The organism is Geobacillus sp. WSUCF1, assembly GCF_000422025.1.
GTDB lineage: Bacteria > Bacillota > Bacilli > Bacillales > Anoxybacillaceae > Geobacillus > Geobacillus zalihae.
Genome location: NZ_ATCO01000100.1, coordinates 12418 through 29122, shown reverse-complemented (window position 1 = coordinate 29122; position 16705 = coordinate 12418). Strand labels below are relative to the sequence as shown.

Here is a 16705-nt window from a genome sequence, read left to right as displayed (position 1 = left end):
TTTTTCTTGTACGTTTTGTATGATCAGTGGTTCGCCTCATGGAACAAAAGCGTGTTCACGATGATCGTGTTGCTCCTTGGCATCTTTTGGTCCGGAGTGCTTGCCTATTTGGCCGCTGGCTGGATTACAAGGCCGCTGCAACGGCTCGAGGAAGCGGCGGCAAAGGCGACGGAAGGGCATATCGATGAGGATGTTCCGCTGCCCTCTTCCCATGACGAAATTCGCTCGCTGGCTGTCGCGTTCAACCGGATGCTCGGCCATTTGCGCGCAGTCGTCGCCAATGTGGAAGAGAGCGCAGCGCGCACGACGGAAAAGACGGCGGAAATGAGGCAGGCGTCCGAAACAGCGTCAAACCGTGCACGCGATATTGCAGCGACCATTGACGACATTTCCAAAGGGGCGGCGTCTTCGGCCGAGGCGATTCAAGAGGCGGCTGCGGCGGCCGAGGATGTGCTCGCCATCGCCGTGCAAGTCAAAGAAACAGCCGAGCGTGCGGAACAGTCGGTATATGGGATGGCCGAAACGCTGAAGGCAAGCCGCGATATCACCCATTCGCTCATTAGCGGCATCGGAAAGCTGGCTGACGATCAAGAACGGTCGCGGGCGGCTGTCAAGCAGCTCGAAGCACACGCCAATCAAATCGGCAACATTACGTTGCTTGTCGCGGACATCGCTGAACAGACGAACTTGCTTGCGCTCAATGCTTCCATTGAGGCAGCCCGCGCCGGCGAGCACGGCCGGGGGTTTGCCGTCGTCGCCGAGGAAGTGCGCAAGCTGGCTGATGAGAGCGCCAAGGCGGTCAAGAAAATCGCGGAACTGGTCGGCAACATTCAAAATGAAGTCGCCCGTGTGGTGGCGCAAATGGACAAGCAGGTGGCCGCCACAAACGCTGAGGCGGCCAAAGGGGAGCGCACGAATGAGGCCATTGCGGCCATGGCGGCCTCAGCTGATGAAGTGATCCGCGCCGTCCATGACATCGCTGAGCTGGCGAAGCGTCAAATGGGGCATATGGAGCGGGCCGCGGCGCAAACGCAAGAAGTGGCGGCGATTGCTGAGCAGACGTCCGCCGGCGCGCTCGAAGTTGCGGCGGCGACCGAGGAGCAGGCCGCATCGATCAACGATGTGCATCAACTGGCTGGCGAGTTGGTTGAACAGGCCGAACAATTGCAGGCGGCTGTCGCCCGGTTCCGCACTCGTTGATGCACGCGCAAATATGATTCATCGAAAGGAGGAAGGGCGATTCCTCCCTGGCTTTCGCTATCACGGCGAAGCTAGGGCTCCTCGCCCGAACGTGATGAAAGTCGCGATTGCTTCTGACCATGGTGGAGTTCGCATTCGTGAGGAAATTAAAGCACTGTTGGATGAAATGGGAATCGAGTACACCGATTTTGGCTGCGATTGTGAAACATCGGTCGATTACCCGGATTACGCGCTTCCCGTCGCGGAAAAAGTGGCGCGCGGCGAATTTGATCGCGGCATTTTGATCTGCGGCACCGGCATCGGCATGACGATTGCCGCCAACAAAGTGAAAGGGGTGCGCTGCGCCCTTTGCCACGACGTCTACAGCGCCAAGCTGACGCGCATGCATAATGACAGCAACATTCTCGCGATGGGGGAGCGCGTCATCGGCCCCGGCCTGGCGCGCGAAATCGCCAAGGCATGGCTTGAGACCGAATTTGAAGGCGGACGCCATGCGCGGCGAATCGGCAAAATCGCCGACTATGAAAACAAGCATTTGTAGGCGGAACCAGGGCCGCATCGGAGCGGATGCGGCCTGTGGGCCATAAGCGAAAGGTGTGGGCGTCTAGCTTCATGAGGGCAGCAGCGCAAAGGCTGGGAATTCGGCGATGTTCACAACAAACGCTGTTCATCTTTCGCGAATCATTGGTGAAAATACTAGAAGGCCATTGAAAAACAGCCGTTTTTTTGAAATGGATGATTCTCAAGTGAAGGAAGAGCAGCATGTATAAGGTTTCTCCATTTGAAAAGCAACGTGATGGAGCCGCATTTTTCGTTACATCACCAGACTTCTAGTGTTCGTCAAGGATCGTGTGGGGCACACCGTGCGAAGGAGGGAAGGGAATGGACGCACGATTGACCGAATGGCGGCAGCAATGGCAAGCCATCTTGCATGAGTTTCGCCAACAGGCGCCGCTTGGCCGCGGCGATGTCGTTGTGATCGGCTGCAGTACGAGCGAGGTGCTTGGCGAGCGGATCGGCACGGCTGGATCGATGGACGTTGCCGCCATGCTGTTTGCCGAGCTTGACGCGTGGCGGCGCGAAACCGGCATTGCGCTCGCGTTTCAATGTTGTGAACATTTAAACCGGGCGCTTGTTGTCGAACGGGAAACCGCCAAAACTCACGGGCTGGAGATCGTTTCGGTCGTTCCGGTGCCGAAAGCGGGTGGGGCGATGGCCGCCTACGCCTATCGAACGTTCGCTGACCCGGTCGTTGTCGAGGCGATTCGCGCCGATGCCGGCATTGACATCGGCCATACGCTCATCGGCATGCATTTGAAGCCGGTTGCCGTTCCCGTGCGCGTTTCGGTGAAGCACATTGGATCGGCGTGCGTGACGCTGGCGAAAACGCGGCCGAAGCTGATCGGCGGCGCCCGAGCGGTCTACTCGTTGGAAAATCCGAATGATTCCTGTTCTTTCTAGCGGTTTCATTCATTTTTTCTTTGAATTTGCCTAGCTGAAGCTGATAAAATAAAAACGAATATTCACTGATTTCGCATAAGGGGGAGCTATTGATGAATTACTTGCCACAACAAGATCCGCAAGTGTTCGCCGCTATTGAGCAAGAGCGGAAGCGGCAGCATGCGAAAATTGAACTGATCGCCTCGGAAAACTTTGTCAGCCGCGCGGTCATGGAAGCGCAAGGGTCGGTTTTGACGAACAAATATGCGGAAGGCTATCCGGGACGCCGCTACTACGGCGGTTGTGAATATGTCGACATCGTCGAAGAGTTGGCGCGCGAGCGGGCAAAGCAATTGTTCGGAGCGGAACATGCGAATGTCCAGCCGCACTCGGGGGCGCAGGCGAACATGGCCGTTTATTTCACTGTTTTGGAGCACGGCGACACGGTGCTTGGCATGAACTTGTCGCACGGCGGCCATTTGACGCACGGCAGCCCGGTCAATTTCAGCGGCATTCAGTACCATTTTGTCGAATACGGCGTCGATCCAAAAACGCATGTCATTGACTATGACGACGTGCGCGAAAAAGCGCGCCTTCACCGGCCGAAGTTGATCGTCGCCGGCGCGAGCGCTTATCCCCGCATCATCGACTTCGCCAAGTTCCGCGAGATTGCCGATGAAGTCGGCGCCTATTTAATGGTTGACATGGCCCATATTGCCGGTCTTGTTGCGGCAGGTGTTCATCCGAACCCGGTTCCGTACGCCCATTTCGTTACGACGACGACGCACAAAACGCTGCGCGGTCCGCGCGGCGGGATGATTTTATGCCAAGAGCAGTTCGCCAAACAGATCGACAAAGCGATTTTCCCTGGCATTCAAGGCGGCCCGCTCATGCATGTTATTGCCGCGAAAGCCGTCGCGCTCGGTGAAGCGCTGCAAGACGACTTTAAAGTCTACGCGAAGCGCGTCGTGGAGAATGCCAAACGGCTCGCAGCCGCCTTGCAAAACGAAGGATTCACCCTCATTTCCGGCGGCACGGACAACCATTTGCTGCTTGTCGATTTGCGCCCGCAGCAACTGACCGGGAAAACGGCGGAGAAAGTGCTCGATGAGGTCGGGATTACGGTCAACAAAAACACGATTCCGTACGATCCGGAAAGCCCGTTTGTCACAAGCGGCATCCGCATCGGCACGGCCGCGGTCACGACGCGCGGCTTCGGATTGGAAGAGATGGACGAAATCGCCGCCATCATCGGCCTTGTGCTGAAAAACGTCGGCAGCGAACAAGCGCTTGAGGAAGCGCGCCAACGCGTCGCCGCTTTGACAGAAAAGTTTCCGCTCTATCAAGACTAAGCGCCGCCGCTTCGTCCGAAACCGTACGGTGCACCGCCTCCGGATTTGGCGGTGCGCCTTTTTCCGTTCGTTCGGCAGTTGAATAGGCGCTCGTTTTCCAGTAGAATGTATAGAAGTGCAGCGCATACATACGGAAGAGGAGAGTTGACCCATGGGAAAAGTGTACGTCTTTGATCATCCGCTCATCCAGCATAAATTGACCTACATTCGCGACAAGAATACGGGCACGAAAGAATTTCGCGAGCTTGTCGACGAAGTGGCGACGTTGATGGCGTTTGAAATTACACGTGATCTGCCGCTTGAGGAAGTCGAGATCGAAACCCCCGTCAGTAAAGCCAGAGCGAAAGTGATCGCCGGCAAAAAACTGGGCGTCATTCCGATTTTGCGCGCCGGCATCGGCATGGTTGACGGCATCCTGAAGCTCATCCCGGCGGCGAAAGTCGGCCATATCGGCTTGTACCGCGATCCCCAAACATTAAAGCCGGTCGAATATTACGTCAAGCTGCCGAGCGATGTCGAAGAGCGCGATTTTATCATCGTCGACCCGATGCTCGCAACCGGCGGATCAGCGGTGGCGGCGATCGATGCGCTGAAAAAGCGGGGTGCGAAAAGCATTAAATTTATGTGCCTGATCGCGGCGCCGGAAGGAGTCAAAGCGGTGGAAACGGCCCACCCGGATGTGGACATTTACATCGCTGCCCTTGATGAGCGGTTGAACGACCACGGCTATATTGTCCCTGGTCTTGGCGACGCCGGCGATCGGCTGTTTGGCACAAAATAACAGCTGCAAGGCGCCCCGCGCCGCGCGGGGTTCGCATTCCATCGAGCGGTGGAGAGGGTGCCTTGCCCATGCGTCAGTTAAGCGCTTGCATCGAATCATGAAAAGGAAAATAGGCTAAAAATAAAATATATCATTATACATCATCATTGTGAGAAGAAAATGAGAAATTGTCACAAATTATTAATATTTGCCCTATGTGAATGAGGTTTTACGTGGAAACACATTGACATTGACCAGGCCGTATTGTATCCTTTACAAGGGGTAGATTGAGAAGGTTTTCATTATGTTAAAGGGTGTGTTGGCATGTCCCCAAAACAGCGCCACCCGTTTCAAGCCATGGCGTTGATGTCCGCCATCGTCTCCCAACTTGTTGGTTCGATTTTGGTCGGCGTTTTCGGCGGGAGATGGATCGATGATCGATTTGGCACCGAGCCGATCTTTTTGATCGTCGGCCTTTTGCTTGGACTGGCGGCCGGCGTGTATGCGATGTTGCGCTTGATCCGCCAATATTTCTCTGGGGAGCAATAAAATGGGAAATCTTCAAGCGATGTTTTGGCGGCAAGTTCGATACATATTGTATTTGCTCGCCATCTATACGCTCGGCTTTGGATTTACGCCGTATAAAACCGTTTTTCTCAGCTTGATTCTCGGCACATCGATCAGCCTCCTCATGGTTTGGAACTTAACCTGGAAAATCGAAAAATTCGGACAAGCGGTGGCGGCGCGCAAAAAAGTGCGCACATTAGGCACCTTATCGCGTTTGGCGCTTGCCGCATTGGCTGCTGTCATTGTTCTGACGTATCCGCAATATTTTCATATCGTGCCAACCGTTTTGGGATTAATGACATCCTACATTGTCATTATAATAGATTTCTTCTTTCACAAATGGAAAAACGACAAGCTGCAGGCATGAAAGCGAGGTGAGAGAGGATGGAGCATAAAGCGCCGCTTGTCGAATTTTTAGGCCTTACGTTTAATTTATCTGATATGTTGATGATTACGATCACCTGTTTGATCGTTTTCATCATTGCTGTTGCGGCTACTCGCTCGCTTCAGCTGCGCCCGACGGGGATGCAAAACTTTATGGAGTGGGTCTTTGACTTTGTTAGAGGCATCATTAACAGCACGATGGATTGGCAAACGGGCGGCCGCTTTTTGACGCTGGGGGTCACGCTCATCATGTATGTGTTTGTGGCCAATATGCTTGGACTGCCGTTTTCCGTCCATGTCAACGGCGAACTTTGGTGGAAATCGCCGACCGCGGATGCGACCGTTACGTTAACGCTGGCGGTGATGGTCGTCGCCCTCACCCACTACTATGGGGTGAAAATGAAAGGGGCATCCGACTATTTGCGCGATTACACCCGTCCAGTCGCCTGGTTGTTCCCGCTTAAAATCATCGAAGAGTTTGCCAACACGCTGACGCTCGGTTTGCGTCTTTTCGGGAACATTTACGCCGGGGAAATTTTGCTTGGCTTGCTCGCCAGCCTTGGCACGCATTACGGTGTGCTTGGCGCTGTTGGCGCAGCCATTCCGATGATGGTGTGGCAAGCGTTCAGTATTTTTGTCGGAACGATTCAGGCGTTCATTTTTACGATGTTAACCATGGTTTATATGGCTCATAAGGTCAGTCATGACCATTGAGCATTCCTTATCATTTCATTAAGGACTTGAAACATTACTTTAACATGGTGAAGGAGGATCTATCAACATGAGTTTGGGTGTACTTGCAGCTGCGATTGCGGTAGGTTTGGGGGCGTTAGGCGCCGGCATCGGCAACGGGTTGATCGTCAGCCGTACCATTGAAGGGATTGCTCGTCAACCAGAATTGCGTCCGGTTTTGCAAACGACGATGTTCATCGGGGTTGCGTTGGTTGAGGCGCTTCCGATCATCGGTGTCGTCTTCTCGTTCATTTACTTAGGTCGATAAGAAATCGATATGGAAAGTGATGGCGAAGTTCGTGTCAACGACCACCTTCGCCATTCCTTTATGTGCGGTTTTGCGAGACCGCATCGGTGCGATAGCTGTCGAAAGGAGTGAAACGCGGTGTTGTGGAAGGCAAACGTATGGGTGCTCGGCGAAGCGGCGCATGGCATCAGCGGCGGCACGATTATTTACCAATTGCTGATGTTCATTATTTTGCTGGCCTTGCTGCGCAAATTCGCTTGGCAGCCGTTAATGAATATCATGAAACAACGTGAAGAACATATCGCGAACGAAATCGACCAGGCGGAAAAACGCCGTCAAGAAGCAGAAAAACTTCTTGAAGAACAGCGCGAACTGATGAAGCAGTCGCGCCAAGAAGCGCAAGCGCTCATTGAAAACGCGCGCAAGCTGGCTGAAGAGCAGAAAGAACAAATTGTCGCCTCGGCCCGTGCGGAAGCGGAACGGGTGAAAGAAGCGGCGAAAAAAGAAATCGAGCGTGAAAAAGAACAGGCGATGGCCGCGCTCCGTGAACAAGTGGCCTCGTTGTCTGTCTTGATCGCCTCAAAAGTGATTGAAAAAGAGCTGACCGAGCAAGATCAACGCAAGCTGATCGAAGCGTACATCAAAGACGTTCAAGAGGTAGGAGGAGCGCGATGAACCAAGAAGTGATCGCCAAACGGTACGCGTCCGCTTTGTTCCAAATCGCGCTCGAACAAGGACAGCTTGATCGAATCGAAGAAGATGTTCGCGCCGTGCGCCAGGCGTTGGCGGAAAACGGCGAGTTTTTATCGCTTCTTTCGTATCCGAAACTTTCCTTGGATCAGAAAAAAGCGCTCATCCGCGAAGCGTTCGCCGGTGTGTCCACTCCGGTGCAAAACACGCTTCTCCTTCTTCTGGAGCGCCATCGCTTCGGCCTTGTGCCCGAGCTGGCGGAACAGTTTCTCGCCCTCGTCGACGATGCGCGCGGCATCGCCAAGGCGGTCGCCTATTCGGCGCGGCCGTTGACGGACGAAGAACTGCGGGCGCTTTCCGACGTCTTTGCCCAAAAAGTCGGCAAACAGACGCTTGAGATTGAAAACATCATTGATCCGGAACTCATCGGCGGCGTGAGGCTGCGCATCGGCAACCGCATTTACGACGGCAGCGTCAGCGGGCAGCTTGAACGGATTCGGCGGCAGCTGATCGGCTAACATTTGAAGACAGGGGTGAAAGGCATGAGCATTCGAGCGGAAGAAATCAGCGCGCTCATTAAGCAGCAGATTGAAAACTATGAATCGCAAATCCAAGTGAGCGATGTCGGAACCGTCATCCAAGTCGGCGACGGGATCGCGCGCGCTCATGGGCTCGATAACGTCATGTCCGGCGAGCTTGTTGAATTTGCCAACGGCGTGATGGGCATGGCGTTGAACTTGGAAGAAAACAACGTCGGTATCGTTATTTTAGGACCGTACACCGGCATTAAAGAAGGGGACGAAGTGCGCCGTACGGGCCGGATCATGGAAGTGCCCGTTGGGGAAGCGCTCATCGGCCGCGTCGTCAACCCACTCGGTCAGCCTGTTGACGGATTAGGGCCGGTGGAAACGACGGAAACGCGCCCGATTGAAAGCCGTGCGCCGGGCGTTATGGACCGGAGATCGGTGCATGAGCCGCTGCAAACCGGGATTAAAGCGATCGACGCGCTCGTGCCGATCGGCCGCGGCCAGCGCGAGCTCATCATCGGCGACCGGCAAACGGGGAAAACGTCCGTCGCCATTGACACGATCATCAACCAAAAAGACCAAAACATGATTTGTATTTATGTCGCCATCGGGCAAAAAGAATCGACGGTCCGCACCGTTGTCGAAACGCTCCGCAAACACGGCGCGCTCGACTATACGATCGTCGTCACCGCCTCGGCGTCGCAGCCGGCTCCGCTTTTGTTCTTGGCGCCGTATGCCGGTGTGGCGATGGGCGAGTATTTCATGTATAAAGGCCAACACGTGTTAGTGGTCTATGACGATTTATCGAAACAAGCCGCGGCATACCGCGAATTGTCGCTCTTGCTTCGCCGTCCGCCGGGCCGTGAAGCGTATCCGGGGGATATTTTCTACTTGCACTCCCGCCTGCTTGAGCGCGCAGCGAAATTGAGCGATGCCAAAGGCGGCGGTTCGTTGACCGCGCTTCCGTTCGTCGAAACGCAAGCGGGCGACATTTCCGCCTACATTCCGACGAACGTCATCTCGATTACGGACGGGCAAATTTTCTTGCAATCGGACTTGTTCTTCTCCGGCGTCCGCCCAGCGATCAACGCAGGGTTGTCCGTTTCGCGCGTCGGTGGGGCAGCGCAAATCAAAGCGATGAAAAAAGTAGCCGGGACGCTTCGTTTGGACTTGGCCGCTTACCGTGAGCTCGAAGCGTTCGCCCAATTCGGCTCCGACCTCGATAAAGCGACGCAGGCGAAGCTCGCCCGCGGGGCGCGCACGGTCGAAGTGCTGAAGCAAGATTTGCATCAGCCGATTCCGGTCGAAAAACAAGTGTTGATCATCTATGCATTGACGCGCGGCTTTTTGGACGACATCCCGGTTGAAGATGTGCGCCGTTTCGAGAAAGAGTTTTACTTGTGGCTCGACCAAAACGGCCAACACTTGCTTGAGCACATCCGCACGACGAAAGATCTTCCGAACGAAGACGATCTCAATCAAGCGATCGAAGCGTTCAAGAAAACGTTTGTCGTTTCTCAATAAGGCCGGCGGGGGCATATCGCCCCCTCATGCCTGTTAGAACCCGTGCAGCAAAAAGGTGGTGAAACCTTTGGCATCGTTACGCGATATTAAAACGCGCATCAATGCGACGAAGAAGACAAGCCAAATTACAAAAGCGATGGAAATGGTCTCGACGTCGAAGCTGAACCGCGCGGAGCAAAACGCGAAATCGTTCGTTCCATATATGGAGAAAATTCAAGAAGTCGTGGCTAATGTGGCGCTTGGCGCCGGCGGCGCTTCACATCCGATGCTCGTTTCGCGCCCGGTGAAAAAAACCGGTTATCTCGTGATCACGTCGGATCGCGGTCTGGCTGGCGCGTACAACAGCAACGTGCTGCGCCTCGTGTACCAAACGATCCAAAAACGCCATGCTTCTCCGGACGAATATGCGATCATCGTCATCGGCCGCGTCGGGTTGAGCTTTTTCCGCAAGCGGAACATGCCGGTCATTCTCGACATCACCCGCTTGCCGGACCAGCCGTCGTTTGCCGATATTAAAGAAATCGCCCGCAAAACGGTTGGGTTATTCGCCGACGGTACGTTTGACGAGCTGTATATGTATTACAACCATTACGTGAGCGCGATCCAGCAAGAGGTGACGGAACGGAAGCTTCTGCCGCTCACTGACTTGGCGGAGAATAAGCAACGCACGGTGTACGAATTTGAACCGTCGCAAGAAGAAATTTTGGACGTCTTATTGCCGCAGTATGCGGAAAGCCTCATTTACGGCGCATTGCTCGATGCAAAAGCAAGCGAACACGCCGCCCGCATGACGGCGATGAAGAACGCAACGGACAATGCGAACGAGCTCATTCGCACATTGACGCTTTCCTACAACCGCGCTCGCCAAGCGGCGATTACGCAAGAAATTACGGAAATTGTCGCCGGAGCAAACGCCTTGCAATAGGGGACTAGCAAGTTAGGAGGGAAAACGATGACAAGAGGACGCGTTATCCAAGTCATGGGTCCGGTTGTAGACGTCAAGTTTGAGAACGGCCACTTGCCGGCGATCTACAACGCCCTGAAAATTCAACATAAAGCGCGCAACGAAAACGAAGTCGACATCGACTTGACATTGGAAGTCGCCTTGCACCTTGGCGATGATACAGTACGGACGATCGCGATGGCGTCCACAGACGGCCTCATCCGCGGCATGGAAGTCATCGATACCGGTGCACCGATTTCGGTGCCGGTCGGCGAAGTCACGCTTGGCCGCGTGTTCAACGTCTTGGGCGAGCCGATCGACTTGGAAGGCGACATTCCGGCTGACGCCCGCCGCGACCCGATTCACCGTCCGGCGCCAAAATTCGAGGAATTGGCGACGGAAGTCGAAATTTTGGAAACGGGGATTAAAGTCGTTGACTTGCTTGCCCCGTATATTAAAGGCGGAAAAATCGGTTTGTTCGGCGGCGCTGGCGTAGGAAAAACGGTCTTGATCCAAGAGCTGATTCACAACATCGCCCAAGAGCACGGCGGGATTTCCGTCTTTGCTGGCGTCGGCGAACGGACGCGCGAAGGGAACGACTTGTACCATGAAATGAAAGATTCCGGCGTCATCAGCAAAACGGCCATGGTGTTCGGACAAATGAATGAGCCGCCGGGGGCGCGGATGCGCGTCGCCTTGACCGGCTTGACGATGGCCGAATACTTCCGTGATGAACAAGGCCAAGACGTGTTGCTCTTTATCGATAACATCTTCCGTTTCACGCAGGCCGGTTCGGAAGTGTCGGCGCTGTTAGGCCGCATGCCGTCGGCCGTTGGTTACCAACCGACATTGGCGACGGAGATGGGTCAATTGCAAGAGCGGATCACGTCGACGGCGAAAGGCTCGATCACCTCGATTCAAGCGATTTACGTCCCGGCCGACGACTATACGGACCCGGCTCCGGCCACGACGTTCTCGCACTTGGATGCGACGACGAACCTGGAGCGGAAACTCGCGGAGATGGGGATTTATCCGGCCGTTGACCCGCTCGCTTCGACATCGCGTGCGTTGGCGCCGGAAATCGTCGGCGAGGAGCATTATCAAGTCGCCCGCAAAGTGCAGCAAACGCTGCAACGTTATAAAGAATTGCAAGACATCATCGCCATCTTGGGGATGGACGAACTGTCGGACGAAGACAAACTCGTCGTTCACCGCGCCCGCCGCATCCAGTTCTTCTTGTCGCAAAACTTCCACGTGGCGGAGCAGTTCACGGGCCAACCGGGCTCCTACGTGCCGGTCAAAGAAACGGTGCGCGGCTTTAAAGAAATTTTGGAAGGCAAATACGACCATCTTCCGGAAGATGCGTTCCGCTTAGTCGGCCGCATTGAAGAAGTCGTTGAAAAAGCGAAAGCGATGGGTGTCGAAGTGTGACCCGGGATAGGGGGATTGGACAATGAAAACGATCCACGTGAGCGTCGTTACTCCTGATGGCCCGGTGTACGAAGACGATGTTGAGATGGTCAGCGTCAAAGCGAAAAGCGGCGAGCTCGGCATTTTGCCGGGGCACATCCCGCTTGTCGCCCCGCTCGAGATCAGCGCGGCCCGGTTGAAAAAAGGCGGCAAAACGCAATACATTGCCGTCAGCGGCGGCTTTTTGGAAGTCCGCCCGGACAACGTGACGATTTTGGCTCAAGCTGCTGAACGGGCGGAGGACATTGACGTCCTCCGCGCCAAAGCGGCGAAAGAGCGGGCGGAGCGCCGCCTGCAAAGCCAGCAGGATGACATCGACTTCAAACGGGCCGAACTGGCGTTAAAACGCGCCATGAACCGTTTGAGCGTTGCGGAAATGAAGTAAAAAGCAGGGGAGTTTTTCCCCTGCTTTTTTTGATGAAAACGGAAGAATCGTCCGTCAAGGAGAGAGGCAAACGCTCTCTCTTTTTTCGTTCCTCGCATTCCGTCGTTTCAACAAAGATGAAGCGCTTACATGAATGGATACCGTGTTGACAGTGTTAACTTGAAGTTTTGCTGACACGGCTGGATATAAATGTTATAATGAAATCGAAGGAATTATTGAAAAATTTCATCATTAACACCATACGTATGTAGTAAACCGGAAGGGGGCGAGCTGGTTGAGCAACATCTATGCAAACAGTTATTTGATCATCTTCGTCTTCCTTTGCCTCGGTGTGTTGCTGCCGATCGGGGCGCTCACGGCCGGGCGGTGGCTGCGGCCGCACGTGCCGAGTGATGCAAAGGCGACAATTTATGAAAGCGGTAACAATCCCTTTCACGACTCGCGCGTTCAGTTCCAAGTTCGGTACTACCTATTTGCCTTGCTGTTTGTCATTTTCGATATCGAGACGGTGTTTTTGTACCCGTGGGCTGTTGTCTATGACCAACTCGGCTTGTTCGCGTTGGTGGAAATGATCATGTTCATCGTTTTGCTTGCCATTGGCTTGATCTATGCTTGGAAAAAGAAGGTGTTACGATGGATGTGAAATGGGAGGGTTTTTCTGGCGTCGAAATGGAAGAAGTGAAGCGAAACGTCTTTTTGACGACGTTGGAACAGTTGAAAGGATGGGCCCGAAGCAGTTCGCTTTGGCCGTTGACGTTCGGCCTTGCCTGTTGCGCCATCGAGATGATGGCGGTCGGCGGCGCCCATTACGACCTCGACCGGTTCGGTTCGTTTTTCCGCGCCTCGCCGCGGCAGGCGGACGTCATGATTGTCTCGGGCACGGTGACGAAAAAAATGGCGCCGCTCTTGCGCCGGTTGTATGACCAAATGCCCGAACCGAAATGGGTCATCGCCATGGGTTCGTGTGCGACAGCCGGCGGCCCGTACGTCAAATCGTACAGCGTCGTCAAAGGCGTCGACCAAATTGTCCCGGTGGACGTGTACATACCAGGCTGTCCGCCGAACCCGGCAGCGCTCATCTACGGCATTCATAAATTAAAAGAAAAAATCCGACTGGAAGCCAAAACGGGGAAGAAGGTGCTGTAACCGATGGATGAAGAAAAAGATTTGGCCCAGCGAAAAAAAGAAGCAGCCGAGCGGGCAAAACAGCTGGCGCGCGAAAAGCTCGCCGCCAGGCAAGCAGCTGAACAAGCCAAGTCATCCGACAGCGTCCCTGACGACGGTGTGAAAGCGCCTTCGGATTTGTCCACCCAACCGGCAAACAAAGAGACGGATGCAGCGCAGCCGGCATCAGCTGAAGATCTCGCAGCAGCGAAAAAACGAGCAGCGGAAGAGGCGCGGGCGAAAGCGGCCGAACTGCGTCGTCAGCGCGAGGCGGCGTCTGGTGCGGCGACAGGGGACGACCTCGAGGCGGCGAAGCGGAAGGCAGCCGAGGAAGCGCGGGCGAAAGCGGCCGAACTGCGGCGACAACGCGAGGCGGCGGAAAGCGGTGCGGAGGATGATCTTGAGTTGGCGAAGAAAAAGGCAGCTGCGGCCGCGAAGGCGAGAGCTGCTGCATTAGCCAAACAAAAAGCCGCTGAAGCGGCGGGAAGCGATGACGAGCTGGCGAAGCAAAAAGCGAAAGCCGCGGCCGCGGCAAAAGCGCGTGCGGCGGCCTTGGCGAAGCAGCAAGGCGATGCTGCCGACGATGAGGCGAAACAAAAGGCGATCGCGGCGGCGAAAGCGAAAGCGGCCGCGGCTGCCCGGGCGAAGGCCGCAGCCGCTGGGGAGGATGGCGGGCGGCGAAGCATCTGCTTCATCGCCGAACGATCCGCTGCTTGAGAAATATGTCCGCATCATTCATGAGCATCTCGGTTCGGACGTGCTCGAGGATGCATACATCAACCGGCTGGCGAAAGATGTGCCGACGCTTGTCGTGAAAAAAGAGGCGTACTACAAAGTCGCTGAGTTGTTAAAGGGCCATGAACAGCTGCAGTTTGATTATTTATCCGAGCTGCACGGAACCGATTTTCAGACGCACATGGAAGTGTACGTCCATTTGTATTCCTATCCGAACCGGCAGCCGGTGGCGTTGAAAGTCAAAATCGAGCGCGACAATCCGGAAGTCGATTCGCTCGTCCCGCTTTGGCCGGGGGCGAACTGGCCGGAGTGCGAGGCGTACGATTTGCTTGGCATCCGTTTCCGCGGACACCCGAACTTGATTCGAATCTTCCTCGGCGAACAATGGGTCGGCCATCCGCTGCGCAAAGATTATGAGCCGTATGATGCGGAGGTGTAGATGATGCTGCGCACAGAAGAAATGATTTTAAACGTCGGCCCTCAGCATCCGAGCACGCACGGGGTGTTCCGCCTCATTTTAAAAATTGACGGCGAGATCATTCAAGAGGCGACGCCGGTCATCGGCTATTTGCATCGCGGAACGGAAAAAATCGCCGAAGGGCTGCAATACACGCAAATCATCCCGTACACCGACCGGATGGACTACTTGTCGGCGATGACGAACAACTATGTGCTTTGCCATGCGGTCGAAACGATGATGGGCATTGAAGTGCCGGAGCGGGCCGAATATTTGCGCGTTCTCGCCATGGAGCTCGGGCGGATCGCCAGCCACCTCGTCTGGTGGGGGACGTATTTGCTCGATCTTGGTGCGACGAGCCCGTTTTTGTACGCGTTCCGCGAACGCGAAATGATTATTAATCTATTAAATGAGCTGTCTGGAGCGCGGCTGACGTTCAACTATATGCGCATCGGCGGCGTCAAATGGGATGCGCCGGACGGTTGGATTGACAAAGTGAAGCAGTTCGTTCCGTACATGCGGGAGAAACTTCACGGCTATCATGAGCTTGTCACTGGCAATGAAATTTTCCGCCAGCGCGTCACCGGCGTCGGGCGGTATACGAAAGAAGAGGCGATCAGCTATTCGCTCAGCGGCGTCAACTTGCGGTCGACCGGCGTCAAATGGGATTTGCGCAAAGATGAACCGTATTCGATCTATGACCGCTTTGATTTTGACGTGCCGGTGCGCGATGGCGGCGACTGCCTTGCCCGCTATGAATGCCGGATGGCGGAAATCGAACAGTCGCTTCGCATCATCGAGCAGGCGTGCGAGCAATTTCCGCCTGAGGGGCCGATCATGGGAAAAGTGCCCCGCATCATTAAAGCGCCGCCCGGCGAGACGTTCGTCCGCATCGAGGCGCCGCGCGGCGAGATCGGCTGCTATATTGCGAGCGACGGCAAAAAGGAGCCGTACCGCCTCAAATTCCGGCGCCCGTCGTTTTACAATCTGCAAATACTCCCGAAGCTGCTCAAAGGGGAAAACTTGGCCAATGTCATCGCCATTCTTGGGTCGATTGACATTGTGCTTGGGGAGGTCGACGGATGATGGAACAATGGCTTGAATCCACGCCAAGCTGGTCGAACATCGCCCTGTTTTTCGGGCTTGGGGCGCTGCTTTTGGCGGTCGTGCTCGCCTTTGTCACATACGGCATTTTGGCTGAGCGGAAAGTGATGGGGTTTATGCAAGGGCGCATCGGGCCGAACCAAGTCGGCGGCCGCTTCGGGCTTTTGCAAACGGTCGCGGACGTATTAAAGCTGCTGCTAAAGGAAGATACGATTCCGAAAGCCGCTGACCGCCCGCTGTACGTGTTGGCGCCGATCATCGCCTTTACGCCGTCGTTTATGGTGCTGGCGGTATTGCCGTTTACCGATTCGTTTCGGTTTGCCGATATCGGCGTCGGCCTTTTGTATTACATCGCCGTTTCCGGCTTGACAACCATCGGCGTTGTCGCCGGCGGCTGGGCGTCAAACAACAAATACGCTCTGCTTGGCGGCATGCGGGCAGCCGCGCAAATGATTTCCTATGAGATTCCGCTCGTCATGTCGGCGCTTGGCGTCGTGCTTTTGGCTGGAAGCATGAATTTAGTCGACATCGTTGCGGCGCAAAAAGACGTCTGGTTCATTTTCGCCCAGCCGTTGGCGTTTTTGATTTTCCTCATTGCCGCGGTGGCCGAGTTGAACCGGACGCCGTTTGACTTGCCGGAGGCGGAGTCCGAGCTCGTCGCCGGCTTCCATGTCGAATATTCCGGGTTCCGTTGGGCGTTCTTTATGCTCGCCGAGTATGTGTATTTGTTCGCCATGGCGGCGCTTGTGACGATTTTGTTTCTCGGCGGTTGGCATCCGGTCGCATTTCTCGGCTGGATTCCTGGCGCGGTCTGGTTTGCGCTGAAGTTTTGTGCGGTCGTTTTCGTCCTCATTTGGTTTCGCGCCACATTTCCGCGCGTGCGCGCCGACCAGCTGATGGAGTTCGCCTGGAAAGTGCTGCTTCCGCTTTCGCTCGTCAACATTGTGCTGACGGCGGTCGTGAAAGCGTGGTTTTTCTAAAAGGCCGGTGATTTAGTGAAAAGTCGCGAAAAACGGACTCTTCT

19 protein-coding genes and 1 pseudogene are annotated in these 16705 nt (G+C 55.1%); all 20 read left to right on the top strand.

Features of this window, described 5'->3' with window-relative positions; genetic code table 11:
- A partial coding sequence (locus I656_RS06130) for a methyl-accepting chemotaxis protein (protein ID WP_020755500.1) occupies positions 1-1200 on the top strand: 1200 nt, incomplete at its 5' end.
- Between the two features lie 94 nt (positions 1201-1294).
- A complete protein-coding gene (rpiB, locus tag I656_RS0115880) occupies positions 1295-1741 on the top strand; it encodes a ribose 5-phosphate isomerase B (RefSeq protein ID WP_025949616.1) in 447 nt (148 codons plus the stop codon).
- 341 nt (positions 1742-2082) lie between these two features.
- Positions 2083-2661, top strand: coding sequence for a TIGR01440 family protein (locus tag I656_RS06135; RefSeq protein WP_015376067.1), 579 nt, complete (start codon positions 2083-2085; stop codon positions 2659-2661).
- A 92-nt stretch (positions 2662-2753) separates the two neighbouring features.
- Positions 2754-3992 carry a serine hydroxymethyltransferase gene (glyA, locus tag I656_RS06140; protein WP_015376066.1) on the top strand — a complete coding sequence of 413 codons (1239 nt, stop codon included), beginning with the start codon at positions 2754-2756 and terminating at the stop codon, positions 3990-3992.
- A 151-nt stretch (positions 3993-4143) separates the two neighbouring features.
- Positions 4144-4773: a uracil phosphoribosyltransferase gene (gene upp, locus I656_RS06145; RefSeq protein ID WP_011232835.1), complete on the top strand. Its 630-nt coding sequence runs from the start codon at positions 4144-4146 to the stop codon at positions 4771-4773.
- A 303-nt stretch (positions 4774-5076) separates the two neighbouring features.
- Complete coding sequence (locus I656_RS06150) at positions 5077-5301, top strand: AtpZ/AtpI family protein (protein WP_015376065.1); 225 nt, start codon at positions 5077-5079, stop codon at positions 5299-5301.
- Position 5302: 1 nt separating this feature from the next.
- Positions 5303-5686 (top strand): ATP synthase subunit I, encoded by a 384-nt coding sequence (locus I656_RS06155; RefSeq protein ID WP_015376064.1) that lies wholly within the window; start codon positions 5303-5305, stop codon positions 5684-5686.
- Between the two features lie 17 nt (positions 5687-5703).
- The gene (gene atpB / locus I656_RS06160) at positions 5704-6417 is read left to right on the top strand and encodes a F0F1 ATP synthase subunit A (protein WP_015376063.1); all 714 of its coding nucleotides are present in this window, start codon (positions 5704-5706) and stop codon (positions 6415-6417) included.
- A gap of 67 nt (positions 6418-6484) precedes the next feature.
- Positions 6485-6703, top strand: coding sequence for a F0F1 ATP synthase subunit C (gene atpE / locus I656_RS06165; protein ID WP_011232830.1), 219 nt, complete (start codon positions 6485-6487; stop codon positions 6701-6703).
- Positions 6704-6823: 120 nt separating this feature from the next.
- Positions 6824-7357, top strand: coding sequence for a F0F1 ATP synthase subunit B (locus tag I656_RS06170; protein WP_190300174.1), 534 nt, complete (start codon positions 6824-6826; stop codon positions 7355-7357).
- Positions 7354-7890 carry a F0F1 ATP synthase subunit delta gene (locus tag I656_RS06175; protein ID WP_015376061.1) on the top strand — a complete coding sequence of 179 codons (537 nt, stop codon included), beginning with the start codon at positions 7354-7356 and terminating at the stop codon, positions 7888-7890. The genes I656_RS06170 and I656_RS06175 overlap by 4 nt, the downstream gene beginning before the upstream one ends.
- 24 nt (positions 7891-7914) lie before the next feature.
- Complete coding sequence (gene atpA, locus I656_RS06180; RefSeq protein WP_015376060.1) at positions 7915-9423, top strand: F0F1 ATP synthase subunit alpha; 1509 nt, start codon at positions 7915-7917, stop codon at positions 9421-9423.
- 67 nt (positions 9424-9490) lie between these two features.
- Positions 9491-10348, top strand: coding sequence for an ATP synthase F1 subunit gamma (gene atpG, locus I656_RS06185; protein WP_011232826.1), 858 nt, complete (start codon positions 9491-9493; stop codon positions 10346-10348).
- Positions 10349-10375: 27 nt separating this feature from the next.
- Positions 10376-11797 carry a F0F1 ATP synthase subunit beta gene (atpD, locus tag I656_RS06190; protein WP_011232825.1) on the top strand — a complete coding sequence of 474 codons (1422 nt, stop codon included), beginning with the start codon at positions 10376-10378 and terminating at the stop codon, positions 11795-11797.
- Between the two features lie 22 nt (positions 11798-11819).
- The gene (locus tag I656_RS06195) at positions 11820-12221 is read left to right on the top strand and encodes a F0F1 ATP synthase subunit epsilon (RefSeq protein ID WP_015376059.1); all 402 of its coding nucleotides are present in this window, start codon (positions 11820-11822) and stop codon (positions 12219-12221) included.
- Positions 12222-12495: 274 nt separating this feature from the next.
- Positions 12496-12864: an NADH-quinone oxidoreductase subunit A gene (locus I656_RS06200; protein ID WP_015376058.1), complete on the top strand. Its 369-nt coding sequence runs from the start codon at positions 12496-12498 to the stop codon at positions 12862-12864.
- The gene (locus tag I656_RS06205) at positions 12855-13367 is read left to right on the top strand and encodes an NADH-quinone oxidoreductase subunit B family protein (RefSeq protein ID WP_011232822.1); all 513 of its coding nucleotides are present in this window, start codon (positions 12855-12857) and stop codon (positions 13365-13367) included. The genes I656_RS06200 and I656_RS06205 overlap by 10 nt, the downstream gene beginning before the upstream one ends.
- Before the next feature lie 3 nt (positions 13368-13370).
- Positions 13371-14559: pseudogene (locus I656_RS0115875) on the top strand (NADH-quinone oxidoreductase subunit C).
- 3 nt (positions 14560-14562) lie between these two features.
- Positions 14563-15663 carry an NADH-quinone oxidoreductase subunit D gene (locus tag I656_RS06210; RefSeq protein WP_033005905.1) on the top strand — a complete coding sequence of 367 codons (1101 nt, stop codon included), beginning with the start codon at positions 14563-14565 and terminating at the stop codon, positions 15661-15663.
- Positions 15660-16661, top strand: a complete 1002-nt coding sequence (gene nuoH, locus I656_RS06215) for an NADH-quinone oxidoreductase subunit NuoH (RefSeq protein ID WP_020755490.1) — start codon at positions 15660-15662, stop codon at positions 16659-16661. The genes I656_RS06210 and nuoH overlap by 4 nt, the downstream gene beginning before the upstream one ends.
- The last annotated feature ends 44 nt before the right edge of the window (positions 16662-16705 follow it).